Source organism: Streptosporangium carneum (assembly GCF_027922005.1).
GTDB lineage: Bacteria > Actinomycetota > Actinomycetes > Streptosporangiales > Streptosporangiaceae > Streptosporangium > Streptosporangium carneum.
On the sequence record NZ_BSEV01000002.1, the window covers coordinates 453,891 to 478,620 of the forward strand.

At 69.8% G+C, this 24,730-nt stretch carries 14 protein-coding genes, 1 tRNA gene and 1 pseudogene; 13 read left to right on the plus strand and 3 right to left on the minus strand.

What is annotated here, in order from left to right; genetic code table 11:
- The first annotated feature begins 1 nt into the window (after position 1).
- The gene (gene pglZ, locus PKF00_RS07970; protein ID WP_271216729.1) at positions 2 to 2,620 is read left to right on the plus strand and encodes a BREX-2 system phosphatase PglZ; all 2,619 of its coding nucleotides are present in this window, start codon (positions 2 to 4) and stop codon (positions 2,618 to 2,620) included.
- Between the two features lie 99 nt (positions 2,621 to 2,719).
- Here pglZ and PKF00_RS07975 read toward each other — a convergent pair whose 3' ends face one another.
- Complete coding sequence (locus PKF00_RS07975) at positions 2,720 to 3,100, minus strand: hypothetical protein (protein ID WP_271216730.1); 381 nt, start codon at positions 3,098 to 3,100, stop codon at positions 2,720 to 2,722.
- A gap of 190 nt (positions 3,101 to 3,290) precedes the next feature.
- On the opposite strand from PKF00_RS07975, the gene PKF00_RS07980 reads away from it, so the two are divergent.
- The 11 genes and pseudogenes from PKF00_RS07980 (at position 3,291) to PKF00_RS08030 (ending at position 22,185) form a co-directional block, all read left to right on the plus strand.
- Entirely contained in the window at positions 3,291 to 5,057 is a 1,767-nt protein-coding gene (locus tag PKF00_RS07980) for a PD-(D/E)XK nuclease family protein (RefSeq protein ID WP_271216731.1), read from the plus strand.
- 15 nt (positions 5,058 to 5,072) lie between these two features.
- Entirely contained in the window at positions 5,073 to 6,185 is a 1,113-nt protein-coding gene (locus PKF00_RS07985) for a pPIWI_RE_Y domain-containing protein (RefSeq protein WP_271216732.1), read from the plus strand.
- The gene (locus tag PKF00_RS07990; RefSeq protein WP_271216733.1) at positions 6,182 to 9,376 is read left to right on the plus strand and encodes a hypothetical protein; all 3,195 of its coding nucleotides are present in this window, start codon (positions 6,182 to 6,184) and stop codon (positions 9,374 to 9,376) included. Before PKF00_RS07985 ends, PKF00_RS07990 begins: the two co-directional genes overlap by 4 nt.
- Positions 9,373 to 11,901 carry an RNaseH domain-containing protein gene (locus PKF00_RS07995; protein ID WP_271216734.1) on the plus strand — a complete coding sequence of 843 codons (2,529 nt, stop codon included), beginning with the start codon at positions 9,373 to 9,375 and terminating at the stop codon, positions 11,899 to 11,901. Before PKF00_RS07990 ends, PKF00_RS07995 begins: the two co-directional genes overlap by 4 nt.
- 178 nt (positions 11,902 to 12,079) lie before the next feature.
- Positions 12,080 to 13,579, plus strand: a complete 1,500-nt coding sequence (locus PKF00_RS08000; protein ID WP_271216735.1) for a TIGR02677 family protein — start codon at positions 12,080 to 12,082, stop codon at positions 13,577 to 13,579.
- Positions 13,576 to 14,727 carry a TIGR02678 family protein gene (locus PKF00_RS08005; protein WP_271216736.1) on the plus strand — a complete coding sequence of 384 codons (1,152 nt, stop codon included), beginning with the start codon at positions 13,576 to 13,578 and terminating at the stop codon, positions 14,725 to 14,727. Before PKF00_RS08000 ends, PKF00_RS08005 begins: the two co-directional genes overlap by 4 nt.
- Entirely contained in the window at positions 14,727 to 18,812 is a 4,086-nt protein-coding gene (locus PKF00_RS08010) for a TIGR02680 family protein (RefSeq protein WP_271216737.1), read from the plus strand. Before PKF00_RS08005 ends, PKF00_RS08010 begins: the two co-directional genes overlap by 1 nt.
- Positions 18,809 to 20,077: a TIGR02679 family protein gene (locus PKF00_RS08015; RefSeq protein WP_271216738.1), complete on the plus strand. Its 1,269-nt coding sequence runs from the start codon at positions 18,809 to 18,811 to the stop codon at positions 20,075 to 20,077. Before PKF00_RS08010 ends, PKF00_RS08015 begins: the two co-directional genes overlap by 4 nt.
- Positions 20,077 to 20,166: pseudogene (locus PKF00_RS08020) on the plus strand (VOC family protein); the annotation flags it as partial. The gene PKF00_RS08015 and the pseudogene PKF00_RS08020, both read left to right, overlap by 1 nt.
- A 280-nt stretch (positions 20,167 to 20,446) precedes the next feature.
- On the plus strand, positions 20,447 to 21,502 hold the full coding sequence (locus tag PKF00_RS08025; RefSeq protein WP_271216739.1) for an STM4015 family protein: 1,056 nt from the start codon (positions 20,447 to 20,449) through the stop codon (positions 21,500 to 21,502).
- A 317-nt stretch (positions 21,503 to 21,819) separates the two neighbouring features.
- Complete coding sequence (locus PKF00_RS08030; RefSeq protein WP_271216740.1) at positions 21,820 to 22,185, plus strand: ricin-type beta-trefoil lectin domain protein; 366 nt, start codon at positions 21,820 to 21,822, stop codon at positions 22,183 to 22,185.
- A gap of 208 nt (positions 22,186 to 22,393) precedes the next feature.
- Here the strand turns inward: PKF00_RS08030 and PKF00_RS08035 are convergent.
- Positions 22,394 to 22,465 (minus strand) — tRNA-Arg (locus PKF00_RS08035).
- 103 nt (positions 22,466 to 22,568) lie between these two features.
- Entirely contained in the window at positions 22,569 to 23,606 is a 1,038-nt protein-coding gene (locus tag PKF00_RS08040; RefSeq protein WP_271216741.1) for a C40 family peptidase, read from the minus strand.
- Between the two features lie 612 nt (positions 23,607 to 24,218).
- Here PKF00_RS08040 and PKF00_RS08045 point away from each other — a divergent pair.
- The gene (locus PKF00_RS08045; protein ID WP_271216742.1) at positions 24,219 to 24,608 is read left to right on the plus strand and encodes a response regulator transcription factor; all 390 of its coding nucleotides are present in this window, start codon (positions 24,219 to 24,221) and stop codon (positions 24,606 to 24,608) included.
- Positions 24,609 to 24,730 lie beyond the last annotated feature (122 nt).

The following is a 24,730-nucleotide window of genomic DNA, read 5'->3' on the forward strand; positions in this document are numbered from 1 at the left end:
GATGGGCATCCCGACACTTCAGTTGCCGCAGGCCAGCCGGGCCGTGATCGAGCAGGCGGTGCGCCGTGCCGTCGCCCGGCAGGATCATGAGCGGATCATCGCGCTGCGCGCCGCCCCCGAGTGGCGTGACGAGCCGCTGGTGGAGGTCGACGGCCACCGGGTCGAGGTGCGGGCGTGCGGGACCGTGCTCGCGGTGCTCGACGCCGTGACCTCCCGGTCCGGCGACGGTTACCTGGTCGTCCTGACGCCCTGCGAGGACCTGGGCGACAGCCTGTTCGCCCGGATCGCCGAGCACGAGCTGCGGCCGGTCAACCGGTTCGACCTCGTCCGCGAGGCGTTCGGCGCCCGCCTGGTGGACCCGCGTCTGTCAGCCCGTGACCGGGTGTGGCTGGTCGAAGCCCTGATCGACGCGCAGCCGCCCGGCGGATGGCCGAAGCTGGGTGGCGGTGTGCTCACGCTGGAGACGGCCGTGCGGACGCTGGCCTCGGCGCGTTTCGACGGCGAGATGGACGCGGCGACCCTGCTGGCGTGGACGGGGAAGGCGTCCAGCGTCGCCCGTTTCGAGGCCCTCGCCGACGCCGAGCGCGCCGGGCTCCAGGAGTGGCTGGAGAGCGAGGTCGGCCCGGTCGCCTCGGCCGTGTTCCGGCTGGTGGCGAACGACCACGCGGTCGACGCCGTGCCGCTCGGGCTGGTCACGGCCGTGGTGTTCAGCGACAGAGCCGTCCGCAAGCAGGCGGCCGTACAGGCCAGGGTCCGGATCGAGGAGCGGTTCTTCGGCGGCTCCGGGCTGTCGGCGCAGACCGTGCAGCGCTTCTCCGAGACGGCCGAGTCACTGTGGACCCGCTGGCTGGGCACCCCCGAAACGGCTCACCAGGCCGCCGAGGTCGCGGCCCGTGCCGAGCGGATCCTCGCTGAGATCCAGGCCGAGTCGCTGGCGGAGTTGAGTGACGCGCTCTCGCTCGGCTTCGACATACGCCTCGGCGCGCTCGCCGAGCCGCTCGCGGCGCGGAACCTGCCCGAGGCCGAGAAGGCGCTCGACCTGGTGCGCAAACACCAGATGGCGTCGGGGCGTGCGGAGGAGACAAGGGCCGCCGAGATGGCGGTGCGGCTCGCCCGCTGGCTGGCCACGCCGATGGAGACGCCCGCGACCCTGGACGCGCTGGCGACGGCCCACCTGCGGGAGTGGAGCTGGGTGGACCGCGCGGTCGCCGCCGTCTGGCAGGCGGACACCGCCAGGGTGCCGCGTCTGAAGGAGGCGTACGGCGCGCTGTACGAGGACGCGCGTGCCCGCCGTACGAAACTGGACGAGGTCTTCGGGCGGCGGCTGGCGGCGTGGACGGAGCACGGCTCGGACACCGCCTCGCTGGTCCTGGCCGAGAACCTGCTGGAGCGGGTGGTCAGGCCGCTGAGCGCGCCGGTCGTGGTCGTGCTCGACGGGATGAGCGCGGCGGTCGCCGGCGAGCTGGCCGACGGCATCCTGACCAGGTGGAACTGGGTCGAGATCGGGCGTCGGACGGACGGCCGGGAGCCCGCGATCGCGGTAATCCCGTCGATCACGCGGTTCTCCCGGACCAGTCTGCTCTGCGGGCGACTGCGGGAGGGCACACAGCACGAAGAGACGCCGGGCTTCCGCGCGGCGTGGCCGGGCCGCCGCAGCGCGCTGTTCCACAAGGGCAACCTGCCGGGTGACGCTGGGGCCAAGCTGGGCGACGACGTGCTGGCCACGATCGCCGACTCCTCGACGGTGGTCGGCGTCGTGCTGAACGCGGTGGACGACTCGCTCGGCAAGGGCCCGACGGACGGTCGTGACTCCTGGACGCTGGACGGGGTCGCCTACCTCCGTGAGGTTCTGGCAGCCGCCTGGCTGGCGGGCCGCAGCGTGGTCCTGACCTCTGACCACGGGCACGTCCTACAACGCGAGGCCCCGGCGAGGGCGGAGAAGTCGGACGCGGCCCGGTACCGGACCGGTACGGCGGGTGACGGCGAGATCCTGCTGCGCGGTCCGCGAGTCCTGGCCGGAGGCGGCGAGGTCGTGGCGCCGTGGGACGAGTCCGTCCGCTACACCGCCAAGCAGGCGGGATATCACGGCGGGATCTCCCCGGCCGAGATGGTGATCCCGATCCTGGTGTTCGTGCCCGGCGAGCGGCACTGTCCGTCGGGCTGGCAGCTCTTCGACCCGGCCCAGCACGCCCCCGCCTGGTGGAACGGGCCCGTTCCCGTCGCCGAGGCACCGCTCAGGGCCACTGTCAGGAAGCCGAAGGGCTCCAAGGAGGAGGAGGGCCTGTTCTCGGTCGCCGAGGCAGCGGGGGACTCGCTCGGCCTACGGGTGACCGGATCGGCGGCCTTCGAGGAGCAGCGCGGGTTCGTGCGCAACGCCCCCGCGTCCGAGCAGATCGCCCGCCTCATCGACGGCCTGGCCGCGGTGGGCGGAAGACTGCCGGTCATCGAGGCGGCCGCACTCGTCGAACAGCCCCCGGCGCGAATGCGCGGCTACGTAAGCCAGGCTTCGAGGTTGCTCAACCTCGAGGGGTACGGCGTGCTGACGCTGACCGACGGAGATCGGACGGTCGCACTGGACGTCAAGCTGCTACGGCAGCACTTCCTGGGAGAGATCGGCTGACAGCCGCTGCCGGTGACAGGCTCTCTGCCTTGACGGCCGCCGTGATGAGGCTCCACGGCGGCCGGTGACCGAGAGCCAGGATGTCATGATCATGCCCTTCTACCCGTCCAGCACCTGGGCGCCTTCAACGAACATGTCAATCAGGCCGCCAGAGAGGTCACAGCCGATGCTCCTCGGACGCTGTGCCCGCTTCCTCGCGGCGGCCGAGGCCTCATAGAGGTCCAGCTCATGCGAGGTCAGTCGCCACACACCGGAGCGAAGCCGGCCAGACTCACTGCACATCGCCGAGAGATCGCGGAGGATCAGTTCTTTGCGCTCCTTGATTTTCGACTCACCCGGGAGCAGGAAAACCGCCGCCCTGATCTTCAAATAGGTCGCGCATTCATGCGGACGCTCGAATACGCGGATGTCGCAGGCGATCACCAGTCGGCCTCGCTGCCCGACCAGGGGCAATCGGCGCTCATCGGGGACGCCCAGCACCTCGTCTCACGAGCCGAACTCGGGCCGTACACCTGCCCGGACGTGACTCTCGAGCCCACCGCAATCCACCACAAACCCTACAATAACATCTCGCCACCCAAAAATTCCTTGTGACTGCTATTCACACTGTGCTTCACTGTGTCCAGAGCGAGGAGCACCCTCCTCAACCCTCCGCATCGGGAAGAGCGCGATGAGTCAGTCCCCCATCATCCAGTTCACCGGAAACCCCCGTGTCGTCCGGCTGTCGGCGAGCCTGCTCGACCGCCGGGACGCCGACTGCGACTACTTCGCGGCCGTCAAGGCCCGCCCGCAACTGTGGCCGCAGCCGTACGAGAAGCGCAGATACGCACCGTGGGAGACCTTCCCGCTCGGCCTGGTCATGGACGCCCTGAACCTGATCGAGTTCAACGGCGTGTCGATCGACGAGGCCCTGACCAGGTCACTCGGCAACGCCCGCAACGGTGTGCATCCCGGCGTCGCCAACTGGGTCCGGCACGCCTGCCAGACCTACCTGGAGACGGCCGAGAGCCTGGCAGCCATGCTCGCCTCAGAGGGGGTGGAGCTCCGTCCCGAGCGCAACCCCCGGATCGTCCAGGGCGGCCGGTCCCCCATGGAGATGCGGTCCCTCACCGTCTGGGGCCGCTGGTACGGCTCGCCGGACGGCGCAGTGGTCGAGTTCCGCAGGATGCGTCTGCGCCGCCCCCTGGGCATCGCGGACGCTCCGTCCACGCAGGCGATGGCGTACGTCGCAGCGGCCGGCAAACAGGTGGCGGACCCGGCGGAGCTGTACACCCTCATCCCCGTCCCGGTGCGGCCCGTTCCCGTGCCCCGGCGGGTGCGGGTCGTCGAGGTCGGGCTCACCGCGGGCATGGACCTGGTCCTTCTCGACACGACGGACCTGGAAAGGATCCACAACACCTACGCCTCGAACGTCAGGCCCGCGACGGTCCGGCTGCTGAACGGCGACGGCCGGAGCCCCGGGCAGGACTGCGCCGACTGCAAGGCGCGGGTCTCCTGTGACGCTCTCGCCCACGCACCGGGACTGCTCGGCCTCGACGACCGGGGCACGCACCGGCGGACCTGGTCGATCACGACGTCCCGTTATCACCAGATCTGCCCGGCGCAGGCTCACCTGCGAGAGCTGCGGCTGCCCGGTGACTGGGAGACGAGCCCGGCGGCCGAGCGCGGCCGGAACGTGCACTCATGGCTCGAAGCCGCCCATGTGCGCGAGAGACCCTGCACCGCGGCGGACCTTCCCGAAGTCGGCGCCGACGACTGCGGCATCGCCGATGAGCTGATAGAACGACAGGAGTACGCCCAGGCCAGGCCGTACCTGCTCCAGCATCTGGGGGTGTGCCCGCTGCGCGGTCCGGGTGAGGTCTCCGATGTCAGGCCCGAGCCGAAGATCGCCGTCTACGACCCGCAGGCCGACGTGGTGGTGATCTCCCACCCGGACCTGCTGCGCCGGGTGGACGGACGACTCGTCTACCGCGAGCAGAAGACATCGGCGGTGCCGCGCGGCATCACCGCGGAGAACGCGCTGGAGATGGTTCCGCAGCTCGCCCTGGCGGTCCGTTTGATCTCCGCCGGTGTCTTCGGGGACACCGGCGGACTGGTCGAGCTGGAGCAGCTCACTCCGGCCTCCGCCGAGGTGCTGACGTTCGACGCGGCCGACCCGGCGACGGTCTCGGCCGCCGGACAGGTCGTCCTCGACCGGGTCCGGTCCTGGCACCGTGACGTGGCCTTCCCTGCCAATCCGGGCTCCTGGTGCCAGTTCTGTCCGGTGTCCCGCTGGTGCCCCGACTCCTCCGGCCCCACCGCGCGCACCGTGGACGACCTCGTGTTCGACCCCGCCACCGGAGAGCTGCTGGCGAGCCCCGGCCTGGCGGACAGCCACGTCGAGGCGATCGCCGCCGCGATCGCCGAACCCGAGACCGACGACGAGCCACCGTTCTGAGAGGGACGAACAGCCGTGAGCACGCCCCCGACCCCGATGGAGCGGTCGGTCACCGCGGCCATCCGCGCGGGTTATGCCTGGAGTGTCCGCCACGAACGCCGGGAGGCTTGGCGGGAGGTGGCCCGGATGACCGGCGTCATCATGCGGCACCTCGGCCCCGGCAAAGGGCCGACCACTCCGGCCGAGCTGGTGCCGCTGCTGCGCCGACCGCTGGGCACGTGGCTGCCGACCGCCGACGAGGCGCTCGCCGAGCTGGTCGTCCTGGACGAGGACGACCAGCTCACCGACGACACCTTCGGGGTCGGCTGCGACTACACCGCCGAGGTGCTGGCCGGACAGAAGGATCCGGGAGAGCGGTGGCTGCCCTCCTGGCGGACGCACCGCGCCGAACAGGTGGAACACGACGTCTTCAAGCGGCTCGTCGCGGGCACCGACGACGACTACACCGCGGGCAGGCGTTTCCTTGTCGAGAACCCCGCGGGCCACGCGAAGACGATCGTCAAACGGCGGGTGAACCTGGGGCTGCCGCCGCTGGCGGAGTTCAAGGACATCCCGAACGACCGCCAATGGCGGGGCCAGTGGTGGCCCTGCCCGGTCTGCTCCTGGCCGATGAGTGTGGCGTCTTCTCTCGTCCGCTGCCGTTTCACTCCACACCGGGCCGTCTACACCCTGCTGGAGGGCGACGGTCGGAACCTGAGGCTGCAGCCCGCGCAGGGGTCTCGGCAGACGGTCAAGGCTCGGACGGTCGAAGGCGCGGCCTGCGTCGAAGAGTCGGTGTGGCGGTACATCGTCGTGCCGGGTGTGGTGGAGGTACGGCTGCGCGACCGCATCGCCGCCCTGCCGGACGTCGACGCGGTGCTCTACCCGGGCCAGGACACCTACGACATCGGAGTCCGGCGGCCCGGAGCGAAGGAGTGGGCCTTCACCCTCGACGTCAAGGACTACAGCTCCGCCCGAGCACTGGCCGGCAAACTCGCCGTCAGACGGATCACCGCACGTCACCTCGTGATCCCCGACTACCGCGGCGACCAGCTCGGAGAGCTTCGCCAACGACTGCCCGACCTCGACATCTCCACCGAGACCCAGATCCACCGCCGTATCAGCCGGGCTCTGGGAGGCACCCGATGAACACCCCCGCGCGCCCGCTGGTGATCTCCTGCGCGTTCGCGCTGGCCGAGGTGTTCTTCGGCACAGCGGACACCGGGCACGCCCAGTTCCTCCTCACCGGTCGTGTCGACGTCTGGCCGGGCTACTGGGAACTCTCCGAAGAGGATCGGCAGCGGGCCGGCGACCTGCTCCGGCATCGGAGCGAAGACCTGGCCAACACCGAGGTCTTCCTCAAGGCCGTGCGGGAGCTGGCGCCCGCGGGCAGGCTCGACGGTTACCGGCAGGACGCGGAGACGATCCGCCCGATCCACGGGGTGCCGCCCCGGCAGCACGCCGACCGGTTGCTGTCGGATCTGGCACGGCTGCGGCAGAGCCGGGTCCTGAAGGTGGCCAGGCCCGGTCGTTACGTCGCGATGCTGCACGGGATGCGGGTCAACGACGCGACCGTTTCGGCCGAGGCGGCGTACAACCTCACCGATCTGGGCGATCTCGCCCAGATGGCTCCGGCGGTCACCGACGCTCCCCGGTTGGACGCGGTCGAGATCTCCCTCGACGAGCTGAAGAAGACGGCCGAGCGGATCGACGACGCACGCGGCGAGTCCCACCGTCTGGAACGGCTGGAGGCGATCTTCGCTCGGCTGCCGGAGCGAGCCCTGCTCGTCCGGTCGGGCGGCATCATCCAGCCGTTGCAGGCCCCGACCGGATTCGGCAAATCGGTCCTGCTGGAGGTCCTCGGGACGATGGCCCCGGAGAGGGGCGTCCGGATGGCTCTGGTCGTCCCGTCCCGTGCCGCCGCGCTCGCTCTGACCTACCAGATCGAGACCAACCTCTCACTGCTGGAGATCTCCGGCTCCTGCGCCCCGTTGGTGTCTCCCGCCAAGGTCATGGAGGACGCGGAGAGGATCGCCCGGGACGACCCCGGCGGCTTCGGAACATGGGCCTACGATCGGCTCTCCTACGGCTGCGCGCTGTCGGCCTCCGCCGAGACCGAGGAGACGGTCGACGGGTGGAAGCCCGGGGACGAGCCCTGCCGAGATCTCCATCTGAACCGCCTGGACGGGCGGCGCCACGCCTGCCCATGGCGGAGCTCCTGCGGCAAGTTCCGGCTGATGCGCGACGCCGTCGAGGCCGACGTCATCGTCACCGTGCACCAGACGTTCACGTCGGGTCGCATGCACATCCCCCTGACCACCGCCCGGGGCGTCAGCGACCAGGTGCCCGTCGAGGAGTTCCTGCTGCGCCACTGCCAGCTCATCGTCATCGACGAGCTGGACCAGTTCCAGAATTCGGTGATCGGCAAGAGCGCCCGTCATCTCGAACTCGCACACGGGCGGCGTACGACCCCGATTCACCGGCTCGACAACGAGTTCCGCGACGTCTTCGGGCTGGTGCCGCCGAAGGTAGACGGCGAGATCCGAGCGATCCTGTCCGATCTGCGGCTGCTGTCCGAGCAGTACATCGCGAACCTGGTCAAGGAGTGGTCACCCCCGGTCCGCGTCACCCGGAACCACCGTCGCGTCGACCACTGGATCGTTCCACGCGGTCACGACGCCTGGATCACCGCGCGCCTGCTCGGCCTCGACACCGAGGACAGGAAGGTCACTCCGGACGAGGTCGAGGCTCTCCAACAGCTCTACGCCGCACCCGGCACCCGCCCCGTGCCACCGCTGAAACCGACCGGCCTCGACGAGGGCACCGCGGCGGAGATCTGGGCGAGGATCACCGCAGCGCTGACCGCTATCTCCGACGGCTGCCGCACGGACACCCTCATGACGCACAAGGTCGCGCTCAGCGAGTCACTGCAGAGCGTGCTCCCTGGCGACCGGCTCCGCGGTGACGTGGTCGACCGGATGATCCGTCGCGCCCATCTGGAACCACTCCGGCGTAAACTCTCCGAGCTCTTCTACCGCACCGCGCACCTGCGGGCGCTGGGGGTGGAGTCAGCCGAGACCATCGCCGACGCGCTGGGAGGCTTCACAGCGTGGGAGGCCATGCCCGCCAGCCCGCTGGGCCGGCTGTTCTTCGCCTTCAAGGAGCGCTACGACAAGGAACAGCCGAGGCAGACCAAACTGTCCGTGGCCGCCTTCGGCGGTGACCCGCACGGCTACGTCCGGTACCTCGGCGAGATCACCGCACGTGGGCACGCGCGAGTTCCCCGCGGGGTCCTCGGATTGTCAGCGACCAGTTTCCTTCCCGGCGCGCCGCACCATCACGTCCTGGCCGACCCCGCGTGGGTGATCCCCGACACCGACCCCACAGGGGTGACCATCCATGCCGCCCGTGTCTTCGGCTCCGACCAGCGGGCGATCCGGGTCTCCGGAGTCCAGGGCCGTCAGCGTGAGATCAACCTCGGAGACGTGGCGGAGGGCCTCTACCGGCTCAAGCTCTCCTCTCATCTGCGGGAGCTGGCACGGCAGCGAGACGAGCGGGGCGAGCCCGGCCGGGACCGCGTCCTGGTGGCCACCACCTCCTACGACAGCGTGCTGACCATCGCCGAGGGCATGGTCCGTGCGGGAGCCCCGCACGGCAGCCTCTGCCTGCTCGCCCGGCCCAAGGGGGAAATCCTCATCAAAGATCCGCGTTGGCACGTCCTGCCCTCCGACCGGGTGGAACGGTTCCCCTCGACCGGCGCGGACATCCTCATCGCTCCGCTCGCCGTGGTCGAGCGCGGCGTGAACATCCTCGACGGCCGTGTCTCCGCGCTGGGCGCCATCTACATGGTCGTCCGTCCCGTTCCGGTCCTCGACGAGCCCGAGGAGCTGCTGGCGCACATCAGCCACCGACTGTGGGCGGACACGCGCGACGAGGACCGCGCTTTTCTGGACCTGCTGGATCCTCTGGACCGGATGGAGGAGCGGATGCGGCAGGCGGGCCGACACTTCGAGGAGATCGTCCGCTCGGCGCAATATTTCGGTTCCCTGCCCGAATGGGTCCAGCTCGGCATCGTCGCCGAGATCATTGTCGGACTCGTCCAGCTCGTCGGCCGGGCCCGTCGCGGCGGCACCCCCGGCGAGGTTCACCTCGTCGACGACGCCTTCTTCGACTCCCGCAGCAGGTCCGACCTGCCCACCCTCATCGGCCGTCTCAGGGAGCGCTGGACCGAGGACAGGCAGCTCGACCGGCTCCTGGCCCTGTACGGCCCCACTCTCCAGGCCTTCTTCGACTTCGCGGACCGTATGAACCGCATGACTTCCCCCGGAGAACCATCATGATGACCACCGCCGCCTTCCGGCTTCCCCGCAATCTCCTGGGCGAGGTCTGGGTCTATCCTCTGCCGCCCACCCTCGGCACCGCCCTTGAGGAGCTCAACGGCAGATGGCGCCGGAACGGCAGGAACGGCGAGCATGCCAGTGCTCCACGGGCCTCCCTCGCCACCGCGCTCTCCGCGGTGACCGGGCAGCCGGTGATCATCCTGCCCGACCCGCGCCCGGGCGTGGACGGTCCCTGGCTGATCACCACCGCCCCCATCGAGCCGTCCGCCCTGGCCGTCGCCACCCGCGTGTGGGAGCGGCTGGCCCGGGGCGGTCAAGACTCCAACGTCCTCGCCCCCGTGCTGGAGACGCTCGTCCCCCGTCGCATGAGCGTCGGCGGCGACGTCGAGCCGTCCGCACTGGGCCGTGTCACCGCGTCCAACTGGGTCTATCGAGTGCTCGGCTGGACGCTCGCCGAGCGCCTGGCCTCCCAGCCGATCGATTTCGACGGCCGGAAGGTGGAGTTCCGGCTCGACACCAGGGGCGACCTGATCGCCTGGGACGACGTGATCACCCTGCCGCTGCGCAACGGCACTGTGGCCCGCGGGATGATCAGAATTTCTCTGGGGATCAAGACTCTGCGGGGGATCGGCGACCTGGTCTGCATCCCTCAGGTGAGTTTCAGCCGCCTGGTGGACAAGCTGCCCAAGGTGAAACAGGTGTGGATCGAACATGGGCGTTCCGCCGGAGGAACCGCCCTGCTCAAGCTCCCCGTCTCCGCCAGGAGGGCGGACGGCGGGTGGGAGCACTTCTTCCGGGACTACAGCGGCGCCATCGTGGAGGAGTGCGGCCTCTCGCCGATTCCCTGGGGTGAGACGGTCCTCACCGAGCACCCCGACCGGGTCCGTGCGAGCAGGAGCGTCAACTGGTCACACCCCTTGGGCACCGGTGTCGGGACCCGCGCCTACCTCCGTCTGATGGACCACGTGACCAAGGTGTTCGACGTCAAGCCGGTCGCCTACCTGCCAACGAAGATCAAGGTTCAGCACGACGACGCCATCGACAAGGAGCGGATCAGCCCGGACTCCTTGGACGCCGCCGTCTCGTCTGCGGGATTCGAGAGGCTGCGCATCGTCCACCTCTCGGCCAGGTCGGCGATGCGGGAGCGGGTCCGCGGAGAGCTCGAGAAGTACGGACAGGAAGGCGCCGCCCGACTGCTGCCCGACGTGGGCCTCCCCCAACCCCTGACCCCGCGGACAGAGGTCGTGTCCTACGACGTCGCGCCGCTGCTCCAGCACGGCAGGACCGACAGGTCGGGACTGCTGGCCGCCGCCCCGCTGCTCGGACCGGAAGCTGGCACCCTGGTCCTGGCGGTAGTGGACACCGAGTACGAGAACGGCGGTGACCAGCCGGACGACGCCAAGCCGGTACTGCGGCAGGCACTCGCCAAGCTCGGCGTGACCTCGCAGTTCATCGCGTTTCCCCCCGGTTCGGACGGTTCCCTGCCCGCGGCCAAGAGGTCCGCGCCGGACGCCGAACCCGTCGACCAGATGGACTACCCGCTCGTCGCGGCGATCAGGGACCTGTTGCGCGGGGGCGGTCTGACTGACGGCCGTCTCGCCCGAGCCGTCACTCTCACGCCGTTCCCACTGGACCGGAGCGCCTGGCTCCTCGGCGTCCACGTGCGGATCCAGACCACCTCCAGGAAAACCAACGGCACGAACGGCCGCCCCCTGCTGGTGAGCGTCCTGGTCGCCGCGCACGCCCACACCGACCCTCTCCAGCCCTGGGATTTCAGGATCTACGTTCCCGGTCGAGGATGGCTTCGGCACGCGGCAGGCCTCAGCGTGTTCCACGCAGGATCCATCGGCACCCCGATCGTCAACTACCAGGGGGCGTTCGCCGACCTGCGAGGGTTCGTCGACAGCGCGCTCAGCGAGCTGCCGGGAAACGACCCGGTGGTGGTCATGACCAACGCCGAGGCCACCCGGCGAGTCTGGAGCGGGCTCACCGACACCCGGCTGGGCGAGGGAACCCTGCCCGGAGACAGCCTGCCCGCCTCCCGGGACATCGCCGTAGTACGCGTCGGCACCGAGGACGCCACCGTTCCCCGCCCTGTCAACCACACCGACGGCCGCCAGCCCGACAAGGATCCCGGCAAGCCGACCTCCCCCAGGAACAGGCTCTACGAGCTCGTCGGGGACGACGGCACCCACAGCTGGCTCCTCGGTCAGGCCTCCCGCACCTTCAACAGCGGTAGCAAGGGGCGTGTCGGTGCGGACTTCACCCGGTTCACCCTGCCTCCCAGCCGCCAGAAGGAGCAAGGCAACAACTGGCACGCCTTCACCGGCACCGAGTTCGTGGCGGCCAGATCGGGCCTCTTCGACGAGGAAACGGTCGTGGCCCTCACCGCGCGCCTGTGCGCTCAGCCCCTCTCCTGGGACAGCCGCACCCGCCAGCCCGTGCTCCTTCACATGGCCGACGCCGCCGACAGGACCCATCCGGGCTACCGGACCGAACAACAGGACGGCGAGACCTCCGAATGATCCTCTCAGCGCATCCCTTCGCCTCGGGAACCGGTGAAAGCACTCCGAGGTGCCAATCCATACAGATCATCCAGGACACCGCGTCGTCTTCCCGCTTCGGAGCGGCTACCTCAGGCAAAATGGCACAGTGATCGACCCGTCACAGGCAAATCACCGGAGTTCCCACCCCTTCGCCCATTTGAGCGCGCCGAACGCCCCCCTCTACCGCCAGGTGCTACGCGCGTTCGCGCGGGCGAAAGAACGCTTCGTCGTGCACCTGCGGCCCGAGGACGTCGCGGCCGAGTTGAAAAGGGACAGCGACGAACAACTCGCGCAGGCACTGGAGAAGCTTGTCGAATGGGGGAATCTGCGGGCCGACGCCGACACCGGCAGGGTCACCTCCGTCGAGGACTTCCACCGCAAGCGGTTCCTGTTCCAGCTCACCGCCGCAGGACACGCCGCTGAGCAGGCCATCGCCTTCTACGAGGAGGCGATCGGTCGGCGCGGCGCGCTCCAATCGGTGGCGCTGGGCGACATCGCCGGCCAGCTGCAGGCCTTGCGCGGGCTCGCCAAGCAGGCAGACCCCGACCCCGTCAAGGTCCACCTCCTGCTGCTTTCCCTGGCCGAGCGGTTCTCCTCACTGGCCGACAACGCCCAGGCGTTCATGGCCTCGCTGCGCCGTGCGATCGATTTCTCCGACGGAGACGTCGAGGGGTTCGTCGCCTACAAGGAACGGCTGATCGACTACATCAACCGCTTCATCGCCGACCTGGCCAACTCCGGAGCCCGGATCGCCGTGCTCCTGACCGAGCTGGAAGCCCACGGCCACGACAGGCTGCTGCGGCTGGCCGCCCGGCGCGAGGCTGCAGACGCCGTACCCGAGGGGACGGACGAGGCCGAGGCATACGGCAGAGCCGAGGCGACGGCCCACGCCTCCTGGGAGAACCGCTGGCATGGACTCAAAGAGTGGTTCGTCTCCCGTGACGCGGGCCGCCCGTCCCAAGCCCGTCTCCTGCGTCAGTCCGCGGTGACGGCCATCAAGCAACTCCTCGACGCCGTCGGTCTGCTCAACGAGCGGCGTTCCGGCCGTTCTGACCGCTCGGCCGACTTCCGTGCCCTAGCCCGCTGGTTCGCCGAAGCACCGGACGAGCAGGCGATGCACCGCCTCTGGCGGGCGGCTTTCGGGTTGTCGCCCGCGCGGCATCTCACGGTCACCGCCGAGACGCTGTCAGTTTGGAAGGAGGGGGATGTCGCTCCCGGCACGTCATGGCGTGACGCCCCGCCGATCCGGATCTCCCCCCAGCTGCGCATGACCGGCTCTTATGAGCGCCGGGGCAAGCCGACCAGGATCCAGGACCGTTCCCAGGCTCGCAGACTTCTTCTGGAGCACGCCGAGCGGGAGGCTCTCGAGACGGCCGCCGCGCGGGCCCAGCTGCGCACCGACGGCCCGACGCTCCTGTCCGAGCTGGACGTCCTCGACCCTCGGGCGTTCCGACTCTTCCTCGCGTTGATCGGCGACGCCCTGGCCGCCCGGCTTCCAGGGGAGACCGGGGCGAAGGTGGTGAGCGGCGACGGTTCGCTGGAGATACGGCTCTCACCGGTGCCCGATGGAGGGCAGGTCGAGATCCGCACCGTCGACGGGGTGCTCACCGGGCCCGAGCACCTCATCGAGATCACCGACCTGATGGATGTCTCGTGACCCCCGCGGAGGAGGCCGCCCGGCGTCGGGCCGCGCTCCGCGCCCTACTGGCGAAACCGCTACTCACCGTCGGGCACGATGCCGACAAACTCGCGCTTGTCCGGCAGTACGCGGCCGAGCTGCGCGACTGGCTCACCCGAGAGACCGGCTGGCGGCTGCTGGCCGACGCGGAGACCGCCAGGTTGTTCAAGACCGTCCCGGACGGCGACGACGCCACCCGTCCGGCTCGAGGCCGGGCCAGGGAGCCGTTCGGCCGCCACCGTTACGTCGTCCTCTGCCTGGCGCTGGCCGTACTGGAACGGGCAGACGCGCAGACCACGCTTGGCCAGCTCGCCGAGGGAGTGCTGAACGCGACGGCCGAACCGGAGCTTGACTTCGCCTTCACCCTGGACAGCCGGACGGAGCGGGCCGACCTTGTGGCGGTGGTGCGCATGCTGCTCGACTGGGGAGTGCTGCGCAGGGTCGCCGGTGACGAGGACGCCTACCTGTCGGCCAGCGGAGACGTCCTGTACGACATACGCAGGCACGTCCTGGCCGCGCTCCTGGTCACAGCGCGCGGACCGTCCACGATCGACGCCCTCTCCTTCGAGGAACGTATGGCCCAGCTCGTCGCGGAGCCCGTCGCCGACACCGAGAGCCTGCGCAACCAGGCGGTGCGCCGACGACTCACCCGCAAGCTCCTGGAGGACCCCGTCGTCTACTACGACGACTTGGACGAGGCCGAGCGCGCCTACCTCACCTCCCAGCGTCACGCGGTCATTCGCAGGGTCGAGGAGGCCACCGGGTTGGTCGCCGAGATCCGCGCCGAGGGGATCGCGATGGTCGACCCCGACGACGAACTGACCGATGTGCGCATGCCCGAGCAACGCACTGACGGGCACGTCACGCTGCTGGTGGCCGAGCATCTGTCCGCTCGCGACGAGGTCACTCCGGAGGAGCTGCGCGTCTTCGTACGACAAGCTGCCGCGGCGCACGTCTCCTTCTGGCGCAAGGGCGTGACCGAACCCGGCGCCGAGGACGAGCTTCTCGCCGTAGCCCTGGAGAAACTGACCGCCCTGCGCCTGGTCGAGATCCGCGGGGAGCGCGTCCACGGCCTGCCCGCCATCGCCCGCTACGCCCTCGACACCCCCGTCATCCGAGGACAGTGATGCTCCCGACCCCCACCTCCGAACGCTGGAAGCCCTTGCGAGCCGGGCTCGTCGACATGTTCCACTACGACGTGGAGGAGTTCCACTTCCACGACGGACGACTGCTGCTGCGCGGCAACAACGGCACCGGCAAGTCCAAGGTGCTTGCCCTAACCCTGCCGTTCCTGCTCGACGGTGAGCTGGCCCCGCATCGGGTCGAACCCGACGGTGACCGTCAGAAACGGATGGAGTGGAACCTGTTGCTGGGCGGCAGGCATCCACATCCCGAACGGCTCGGCTACACGTGGATGGAGTTCGGCCGCCGTGCGGCCGACGGAGGCGTGGAGTTCCGGACCGTCGGGTGCGGCCTGAAGGCGGTCAAGGACAAGGGCATCGTCAAGCACTGGTTCTTCGTCACCGGCCAGCGGATCGGTGACGGGCTGGAACTGACGTCCCCTGCCGGGGTCGCGCTCACCCGCGAGAAGCTGCGGGAAGCCGTCAACGGGCGCGGCATGCTCTACGAGCGGGCCTCCGACTACCGCAGAGCCGTGGACGAGGCCCTGTTCGGCCTGGGCGAGCACCGCTACGAGGCCCTGGTCAACCTGCTCATCCAGCTTCGCCAGCCGCAGCTGTCGAAGAAGCCCGACGAGAGAATGCTTTCGCGTGCCCTCACCGAGGCGCTGCCGCCGATGAGCTCCGTCCTGATCGCCACGGTGGCCGAGGCGTTCCGTGGGCTCGACGAGGAGCGTGAGACGCTGCGGGCGCTGGAGGAGACCCGTAAGGCCGCCTCAGAATTCCTCGACCACTACCGGCGATACGCCAGGGTCGCCGCCAAACGCAAGGCCGCGGCGCCCCGCCTGACCCACAGCCGCTACGAGCATCTTGGGCGTGACCTCCTCGATGCCGAGGCTCGCCACACCGAGGCCCAGGCGGAGCTGGAGGCGGCGCAGAAGCAGCTCACCGAGCTGGCGGCGACTCGGGTCCGCCTGGAGGCTCGCGGGCAGGCGCTCCGGCAGAGCCCTGAGATGCGTGACGCCGAACGGATCAAGCAGGTCGGCGAGGAGGCCGAGCGGCAGACCCGACACGCGCGTTCCAAGGACAAGGACCGGGACGGCCTGGCGACGGAGGTCACCCGCCGTCAGCGTCGGGCGGACACCGCCAAGGAGAAGGCCGACCAGGCCGCGGGTGACTGGGACGCCGCACGGAGCGAGGCGAGCACCGCGGCGCGGCGGGCCGGATGCGAACACGCTCACCTGGAGATCACCACCCGGTGGGAGAGGAATCCGGCTGCCTCTCACCGGGACGCCGAATCCCTGGTCGACCGGCGATCGCAGGCAGTGGCCGAGCTCGACCGGCTGCTTTCGGCCGTGGAGCGAGCCCAGGCACGGTTCGAGGCCGCCCGCGCGGAGGTGGACCGCCTGACCGGTGAGATCCAGGCCGCCGGCGAGCGGATCGCCACCGCCGAGACGACTGTCCGGCGGCAGGCGGCCGGCCTTGCCGACGCCTACATCTCCTACCTCGCCGACGTGGTGGAGCTGCGGATCGACGACCCGGACGAGCTCCTGACCGCCCTCGAGTCGTGGGCCGAGACGACCGAGGGCCAGAACCCAGCGGCATCGGCCGTTGACGACGCGGCACGGGCCGCCACGGCCGAACTCAGCCGCGGGGAGGCCGAACTCGGTGCCGAACTGCGCGAGCGGCGACAGCAAGCCGTGGCCGTCCAGGAGGAGATGGCGCGGCTGGAGGCAGGCGGTCACGACGCCCCGCCTGCCCCGTACACGCGCCCTCCCGGGGTACGCGACGGCCGCCCGGGAGCGCCGCTGTGGAAGGTGGTCGACTTCACCGAGGCCGTCTCCGAAGACCACCGCGCCGCCCTGGAAGCGGCGCTGGAGGCCTCGGGAATCCTGGACGCCTGGGTGACTCCCGAGGGGGCTCTCCTCGCGGTGGACGACACGGCCGTCCTCACCGGCTCCCCCATCGTCGGCCCCAGCCTCTCCACCGTGCTGCGTCCGGCCGTCGACCGCGCGGATCCCTGGACGGCCGCGCTGCCGGACTCCGCCGTCCATGCCGTCCTCGCCGGGATCGGACTCGGGCCGGGCGCGGCGACCTGGGTCGCAGTGGACGGGCGCTGGGCCAACGGCGTACTCGGTGGTTCCTGGCGCAAACAGAGTGCCGTTCACATCGGTGAAGGAGCGAGATGGGCCGCCCGGCGGGCCCGGCTGGCGGCTCTCGCCACGGAGCTGGACCAGGTGCGCGGGGCACTCGCGGAGCTGGACGAGAAGCTGAGGGCGCTCGCCGTACGGCAGGTAACCCTCGCGGCCGAGCACCGCGCGCTGCCGTCCGACGCCCCACTGCGTGAGGCGCACTTCAAGCTGTCCACCGAACACGGGCGCAGACGCGAGCTCGACGCCAACCGCACCACCGCCGTCCAGACCGTGGCCACTCGACGGGGTGAGGTGACCGAGGCTCAGGAACGGGCGGCGGAGTTCGCCGATGATGTCGGGCTGCCATCGGACAGGGACAGGCTCGCCGAGGTCCGGAACGGCGTGTCGGACTACCGGCTGGCCCTGGCCGGACTCTGGCCCGCGGGCAAGGCGCTGCTCGCCGCCCGCCAGGCGGCGGAGGAAACAGCGGAGGAGCTGTCACTGGCCCACGAACGGCACACCGAGGCCACCGAGAACGCGGCGGAGGCGCGTGCACAGGCGGAGGCCGCGACGGAGGCTCACCGGGCGCTGGTGGAGACCGCCGGAGCCGCCGTCGAGGAGCTCTACCGCCGTCTTAATGAGGTACGGCGGGCGCTGGAGGAGCGGGACGCCGCCGAACGGGCCACCCGCGAACAGGAACGGGCCACGCTGATCAAACGCGGCAAGGCCGAGGGCGAACGCGACACCCTGCGCGGCGAGATCGGACAGGCCGAACGGCTTCGCGACGCGGCCGTCGCCGAGTTCCGCTCGTTCGCCGCCACCGGCCTGCTCGGCATCGCCCTGCCCACACTGGAGATCCCCGACCCCGCCATCGAGTGGGCAGCGACCCCCGCCGTGCTGCTGGCCCGCACCGTCAACGCCGACCTCGACAGTGTCGACGACGGTGATGGCCCATGGGACCGTGCTCAGAAGCGGGTCACTGAGGAGCACAAGTTGCTCTCGGACGCCATGGCCAGACATGGCCACTCGGTCGGGCTGACCCTGCACGACGGCGTCATGATGGTGGACGTGCTGTTCCAGGGTCACAGTCGGGACATTCCCAGCCTGGCAGAGGCATTGAAGGAGGAGACAGGGCACCGGGCGCGGCTGCTGTCGGCCAGGGAGCGGGAGATCCTGGAAAACCACCTGCTCAACGAGGTGGCCGGCACCCTGCACGAGTTGATCGCCGCCGCCGAAGAGGAGGTCCGGACGATGAACGCCGAGCTGGAGTCCCGCCCCACCTCCACCGGCATGCGGCTTCGGCTGCTCTGGAAGCCCGTGCGGAACGCTCCTGATGGTCTGGAAAGGGTGCGGGAGAAGCTGCGCCAGACCGTGGACGCTTGGTCGGCTGCCGATCGCGAAGCCGTGGGCGCCTTCCTGGCGGAGCAGATCGCCAGGGAGCACGTCGACAACCCCACCGCCGGCTGGAACGAGCAGCTGACGAGAGCACTGGACTACCGCGGCTGGCATGGGTTCGCGATTCAGCGCCTCCAGGACGGTCAGTGGCGATCGGCCACCGGCCCGGCCTCGGGCGGAGAACGCGTCCTGGCCGCCTCCGTGCCGCTGTTCGCCGCCGCCTCGGCACACTACAAGTCCGCGGGCAACCCGTACGCCCCTCGCTTGGTCGCACTCGACGAGGCGTTCGCAGGAGTGGACGACGACTCACGGGCCAAGTGTCTCGGTCTGCTGGCGACGTTCGACATGGACGTCGTGATGACCAGCGAGCGGGAGTGGGGCTGCTACCCGCAGGTGCCGGGGTTGGCAATCTGCCAGTTGTCCAGGCGTGACGGCATCGATGCCGTACTGGTCACCCCGTGGCGGTGGGACGGGCACGAACGCCGCCGGGCCGAGCGTCCCGACCCGCGTCCGGTGCTGCCGCCCGTTGTCGCCGCCGATCCGGAGCAGGATGGGCTGTTCTCATGAGCGAGCGGTTAGAACGGCTGCTGGGCGGGCCGGAGACCTCCTGGCTCGTCGAGCGGGTGCGCCGTCGCCTCGAACGGGGCAGGTCGCCAAGCGGCCCGGTCACCTTGAGCGCCGCCACAGCAGAACAGCGCCGGGCGATCGAGCGGCTGCTCGGGCGCAGGGCGGGCATAGGTTCCTCCCTGTCGGTCTCGCTCGACGAGGTGGATCGGGTGCTCCGGTCCAGCGGTGCCTGCCCCGAAGGCCTGGCCGCCGCGGTCGTGCTGCTTCGAGGTCCCGTCCGCAACCTTGAACAGGAAAACGCCCTTCGGGACGAAGCGTGGAGAGAGGCTTTCGCAGAGCTGGACGCGGTCCTCGCCCACCGCCCGGAGCTGTCCGGCTGGCGGTCCTGGCTGGAGGTGACCGGTCTGGTACGGCGAAGCGCCGGTGACCCGGACGAGGCCCGGATCCTTCTCGACAAGATGGCCGTGCTCCTACCGCAGTTGCCGCATCCCAGCATCCCGATCGGCCGCCTGGCCGCAGAGATCTATAGGGACGCGCACGCGCTGGACGAAGGGAAGCCGCTGGCGGCGCTCGCGCTGTCGGCGGCCCGTTCCCTGAGCGGCCTGCCGTACGCGGGAGACGGCACCGCCGACGCCCGGCGGAAAGCGTGGGCCGCCGTCGGAGTTCACCTCGACGACCTCTCGTCGTACGTCCTGTGCCTTGGTCTTCCCGGTGACGACGACACTCCGACCGGACGCATGCTCGTCGCGGCCCAGGCGGCGGGTGAGCCCTGTCTGCTCACGTTGCGTCAGCTCCACCGGCACGAGTCCCCCATCCGTGCGGGGCTGGTCAGGATCTGCGAGAACCCTGTTGTGGTCGCCGCCGCAGCCGACGAGTTCGGACCACGCTGCCCTCCTGTCGTCTGCACGAGAGGCAGGCCTTCGGCGGCCGTCTGGCGGCTACTCGACCTGCTGGCCGCCGGCGGCTCTGAGTTCGCCTATCACGGCGACTTCGACTGGGGCGGGATCGGCATCGCGAACGCCGTCCGCGAACGGGTCGGCTGGCGGCCTTGGCGCTACGACGCGCTCGCCTACGAGGCGGCGATCTCCTCGGCCAGGGCACTCTCCGCAACGCCTCTGAGCGGTCGCCCGCATGCGACGCCGTGGGACTCCGAACTGTCGGCGGCGATGGCTCGGCGGGCCGTACGGGTGGAGGAGGAGATGGTTCTCGGAGAGCTCCTCACGGATCTGGCCGCGGAGTCAGGCAATGACGGCACCCTGCCGTGAAGGCCGTCCAGGAGCCGATCGAGCAGCTGTACGGCGTTCGCGACTGTGCCTTCCGCGATCCTGTAGGGGACTTGACCCGTATCCAGGAACCACTCTCGCCGGCAACCCGACCACCGCCCGCGGCCAACTGGCCGCCCTGCTACCGACGCACGAGCAGACATTGGGCGCCGAACACCCGAACACACTGGCCACCCGAGGCGACCTCGCCCGGTGGGTGGAGGCGGCCGGGCAAGACCCCGAAGACGGCGAATGACGCACTCGCATGTCGGCCCGCGTACCGGCCGCCCAGGTGGCCGAGGGTGATCACTTCCGAAACCGTCGCCCGCGCCTGGTAAGACATAAGCCCGCACTCCCGACCGAGGACGCCGCATGTTCATCGATGGCAACGAGATGTTCGTCGACGACAACGAGTACGACAGGTATCTCGACGCGCTCTATCCCGGGAGAGCGGCCGACCCGCGCGACCCCGGCGAGACGTTCCTCCACGAGGACGGGTTCTACCGCTGGGACAGGATGGGCCGCCACCGCGACACCTACGCCGGGCTGCCCGTCGCCGGATTCCGTATGCTCAACGGCCACGGCGATCCCGACCCTTCGCACTTCGCCTGGCCCCTGCACGGCAGTGAGATGTACGAGGAGGCCGACGGCCCCGGGTTCGCCGCGGGGCTGGAGAAACTGCTCGCCACCGTCGACGGTTCCCAGATCCAGGCCATCGTGGTCGCCGGGATCAGCGCGCGCGACGCCCCCGCCGTGCTCGCCGCCAACGCCCACCGGCTGCCCCGGCTGCGCTCGCTGTTCCTCGGCTTCATCGAGCCCGACTATCAGATCTCCTGGATCCAGCAGGGCGACATCACCCCGGCCCTGGAGGCCTTCCCCCGCCTGGAGCGGCTGGACGTGCGCGGCAGCGAAGGTTTGCGGCTGCACCCTGTACGGCATGCCTCCCTCAAGGTTCTGCGGTTCGAAACCGGCGGCCTGCCCGGCGAGGTCGTGCGCGCGCTCGGGCAGTGCGACCTGCCCGCGCTGGAGCATCTGGAGCTGTGGCTCGGCGTCGCCGAGTACGGCGGCGACGCCACAGTGAACGACCTGGAGGGCGTCCTGTCCGGGACGGGCCTGCCCGCGCTGCGGCGGCTCGGCCTGCGCGACAGCGAGATCCAGAACGAGGTGGCCGCCGCCGTCGCCGCGGCACCGGTCGTCGCCCGGCTGGAAGCGCTCAGCCTGGCCATGGGCGAACTGGCCGACACCGGAGCCGAAGCCCTGCTGAGCGGCCAACCCCTCACCCACCTGCGCCACCTCGACCTGCACCATCACTTCCTGAGCGAGGACATGGCCAAACGAATCCGGCGCGCCCTGCCCGGTGTCGAGATCGACCTCTCCGAACCCCAAGCACATCTGAGGACATGGCGCTACGTCGCCGTCTCAGAGTGAAGACATGACGCCGCCACCGAGCAGCCGCCCGCCATGTCCGGCGACACACCTGCGGCCAGGCCGAACTCTTACACCACTCCCGTGGACGCTCCCGGTTTTCAGTCAGTCCGGCCTTCGTCCGAGGAGTCGACATGCCAGCGCGTGATGCCCAGGTGTCGGCGGCTGCCACGGCGACCTTCCTGGGGCGGATGCCTCGAACGAGAGACACCAGGGCTAGCAACCATTACGTTCCGCTCATGGCGGCGGATCTCGGTGACGCCCCCGCGTGAGTCGCGATCGGCGTTTCGTGCGCCGCGTTCGTCCTGCCTCTGCGCGGATTGAAGTGGCAGAGGGAAGCGGCCCAGGCGCAGAAGGTTGCGGCTGAGGCCGCTGGACGTTCGGCGAACGCCGACGAGAAAGTCGCGGCCTTAACGGAGCCGGCCCACAGCGAGCAGATTTCCCACGGGAGGACGGTCATCGACTTGTCGAACGAACGGCACGAGGAAGTGGTGAGGTGGAAACTCGACCGGTCGAAGAACCGGTTCATCCTCCGGAACGTGGGAACAGCCGTCGCAACCGGTGTGAGAGCGGGCGGGCAAGGCGTTGCCCGGACCAGCTTCTCAGTTTCCGGATGGTGCGGCGGTACGGCCTGGGGCATCGGTGAGCTTCGTGATGGCCAGCAGCTTGGCGTACGCGGCTCCTGACGAGATCGAGGTCACCTGGGACGGGCATCCCGAGCCCGTGATTCTGCCGGTGCCGCCTCGCTGATCAGGTCGCCATCATGATCTCTGCCTGCGTCCTGCCCACAGAGCCCGTCGCCGGGCGTCAAACGGCGTCACAAGGCGGCTGAAGCACTCAGGTGTCGAAAAACAGAAGACCAGCTCACACGATGTGTGAGCTGGTCCAGATCGGTGCCCCCTGCAAGATTCGAACTTGCGCTCCCGGCTCCGGAGGCCGGTGCTCTATCCCCTGAGCTAAGGGGGCCAACGAGTGATTAGATTACCAGCATCTGGAGGGGAACCGACACTCGAAGCGCGAAGCAGACGATCTCGGGGGCCGTGGGGGTTGGCGTGGGGAGCCCGGGAGGTTATCCGGGGAGGGTGCCCGGACTTGGGCGGACGGCTCCTCGGTAGCGGGCTCGGTAGTAGGGCGAGGCTGTGAAGTTCGTCGTTCTGACGACGTCGCCGGTCTTCGGGGCGTGCACCATGACGCCGTTCTTGACGTAGACGCCGACGTGGGTCGGGTCTCCGGAGCCGCCACCGAAGAAGACCAGATCTCCTGGGCTGAGCTGGGAGAACGACACCCGGCGGCCTTGCCTGAACTGGCTTCCCGTGTAGTGGGTGAGCCTGGCGCCCGCCTTCGACCATGCGTGCAGGGCGAGCCCCGAGCAGTCGAAGCCGCCGCCGGTCGGACCCGCGCCCGAACCACCGCCCCAGACGTACGGCCGTCCGACCTGGCGCAGCGCCGCCGCGACAGCCGTCCGCCCAGGAGACGCAGGGCCGCCCTGCCCAGCGAGCGACCTTCCCCGCCCGGAGGGCGAACCTCCCTGCCTGGGAGGCGAACCGCCCTGTCCGAAGGGCGAGGACGAAGGAGTCTCCGGACGTCGCGTGACCACGATGCGTCTGCCGGACAAGCGTCCAGCACTCCTCGGCTCTCTCCCCGCCTCTCCGCCTTCGTCGCTCCTTCCGGCCTCCCCGTCTTTTCCGATCTCACCGATCTCGGTGACCTCGCCGATCTCGTCTGTCGTTCCGGTCCCCGGAGCGGGGACGGCGGAGCCGCCCGCGCCGAGAGCGGTCCCCCGCCGGGTGACCCCCGGCGCACCTTCCAGCTGCCCGTCACCCGCGTGGTGCGTGGCCCCTGGCGTGCCTCCCGGCTGCCCGTCACCCGCGTGGCGGGTGACTCCTGGCATGGATTCCGGCTTCTCGTCACCCGCGCGGCAGGCGGCGGCCGACGTGGCGTGGATTCCGCCTTCGAGCCGTCTGCGGGCGTCGTCAGGCGGATCGGCCTCGAAGAGCAGTCGCATCCAGTCCTTGACGACCTCACGACAGGGACGGGTCGCGGACGTCTGGGGAGCAGCCACCAGTGCCGCCGCTAGGGCGGTGATGGTGACGAACGTCGTGATCACGCATGGCCTCCTGGCTCGATGAACGATCGAGGCCCCAGGATCGGCGGGGCGACGTGATCACCAAGGAGCCGAATCCGGTTCTGTGGAAAACGGATGGGCTGTCCACAGAACGGGGGGCGAGGAGGCAGGGAAGCTGACACGGACCGGGAGGAGGTGGGGCGAGGCCGACACAGGCCGGGAGGAGACCGGGCGGGAGGAGAGGAGAAGACCGGATGAGGTCGGCACGGGGTAGAGACCGGGCGAGGCCGACACGGGCTGAGAGAAGACCAGGCGGGGAGAAGACCGGGTGGGGGAGCTGACTGGATCGGGGAAGGTGGAGGAGTGGGGAAGGTGGAGGAGTGGGAGGGGACGGCGGGTGGCCGTAACCGTTTCCTCGTTGAGAGGTCGGCGGCCCGATCCATCTCCCGGACTGCTCCTCGGTGACGCAAGACCGGAGGGTGGGAGCCGGAGGAAAGCACCGAACTCCCTCAAGCCCGCAGCCGGGAGGATGTGACCGAAAACGCCTCAGGAACCGGCTGTTGCCTGCGAAAACCTGTCGTTCGTGGATAGCTGTGTGTACACATCCATCGAAAACCGCGCGTGACACCTCTCCGAGGGGTTAGCCTCACGGCCGTGAGTGAGGTTCTGGGCAGGGTTCTGGTGGTGGATGACGATGAGATCATCCGACAGCTCATCGCGGTCAATCTGACCCTGGAGGGGTTCCAGGTGGAGACCGCCTCCGACGGGCAGGACTGCCTGGATCGGGTGCTGGACGTGATGCCCGACGTCATCACGCTCGACGTCATGATGCCCAGGCTCGACGGCTGGATGACGGCGACCAGGCTGCGCGGCGACGAGGAGACCAGTCACATCAAGGTGGTGCTGATCACCGCGCGGGCGCAGGAGGACGACAAGCGGCGGGGGCTGGGCATCGGCGTCGACGCCTACCTCACCAAGCCGTTCGACCCCTCCGAGCTCATCCAGGTCGTCCGCGACCTGGCGCTGGCCGCCCACAGCGGCTGACCTCGTCCGGCTTCGCCTCCGCTTCCTCACGGGGCAGCCGGTTTCTTACGGGACAGTCGGTTCCCCGTTGACGGAGACGCCTCCCGCGAGCCGTACGGCTCACTGCGGATGTACGGTGCGGC

Bases quoted from the DNA above. Each gene is read 5' to 3' on its own strand.
- pglZ (WP_271216729.1), top strand. From the start codon at position 2: ATGGGCATCCCGACACTTCAGTTGCCGCAGGCCAGCCGGGCCGTGATC.
- PKF00_RS07980 (WP_271216731.1), top strand. From the start codon at position 3,291: ATGAGTCAGTCCCCCATCATCCAGTTCACCGGAAACCCCCGTGTCGTC.
- PKF00_RS07990 (WP_271216733.1), top strand. From the start codon at position 6,182: ATGAACACCCCCGCGCGCCCGCTGGTGATCTCCTGCGCGTTCGCGCTG.
- PKF00_RS07995 (WP_271216734.1), top strand. From the start codon at position 9,373: ATGATGACCACCGCCGCCTTCCGGCTTCCCCGCAATCTCCTGGGCGAG.
- PKF00_RS08010 (WP_271216737.1), top strand. From the start codon at position 14,727: ATGCTCCCGACCCCCACCTCCGAACGCTGGAAGCCCTTGCGAGCCGGG.
- PKF00_RS08015 (WP_271216738.1), top strand. From the start codon at position 18,809: ATGAGCGAGCGGTTAGAACGGCTGCTGGGCGGGCCGGAGACCTCCTGG.
- PKF00_RS08025 (WP_271216739.1), top strand. From the start codon at position 20,447: ATGTTCATCGATGGCAACGAGATGTTCGTCGACGACAACGAGTACGAC.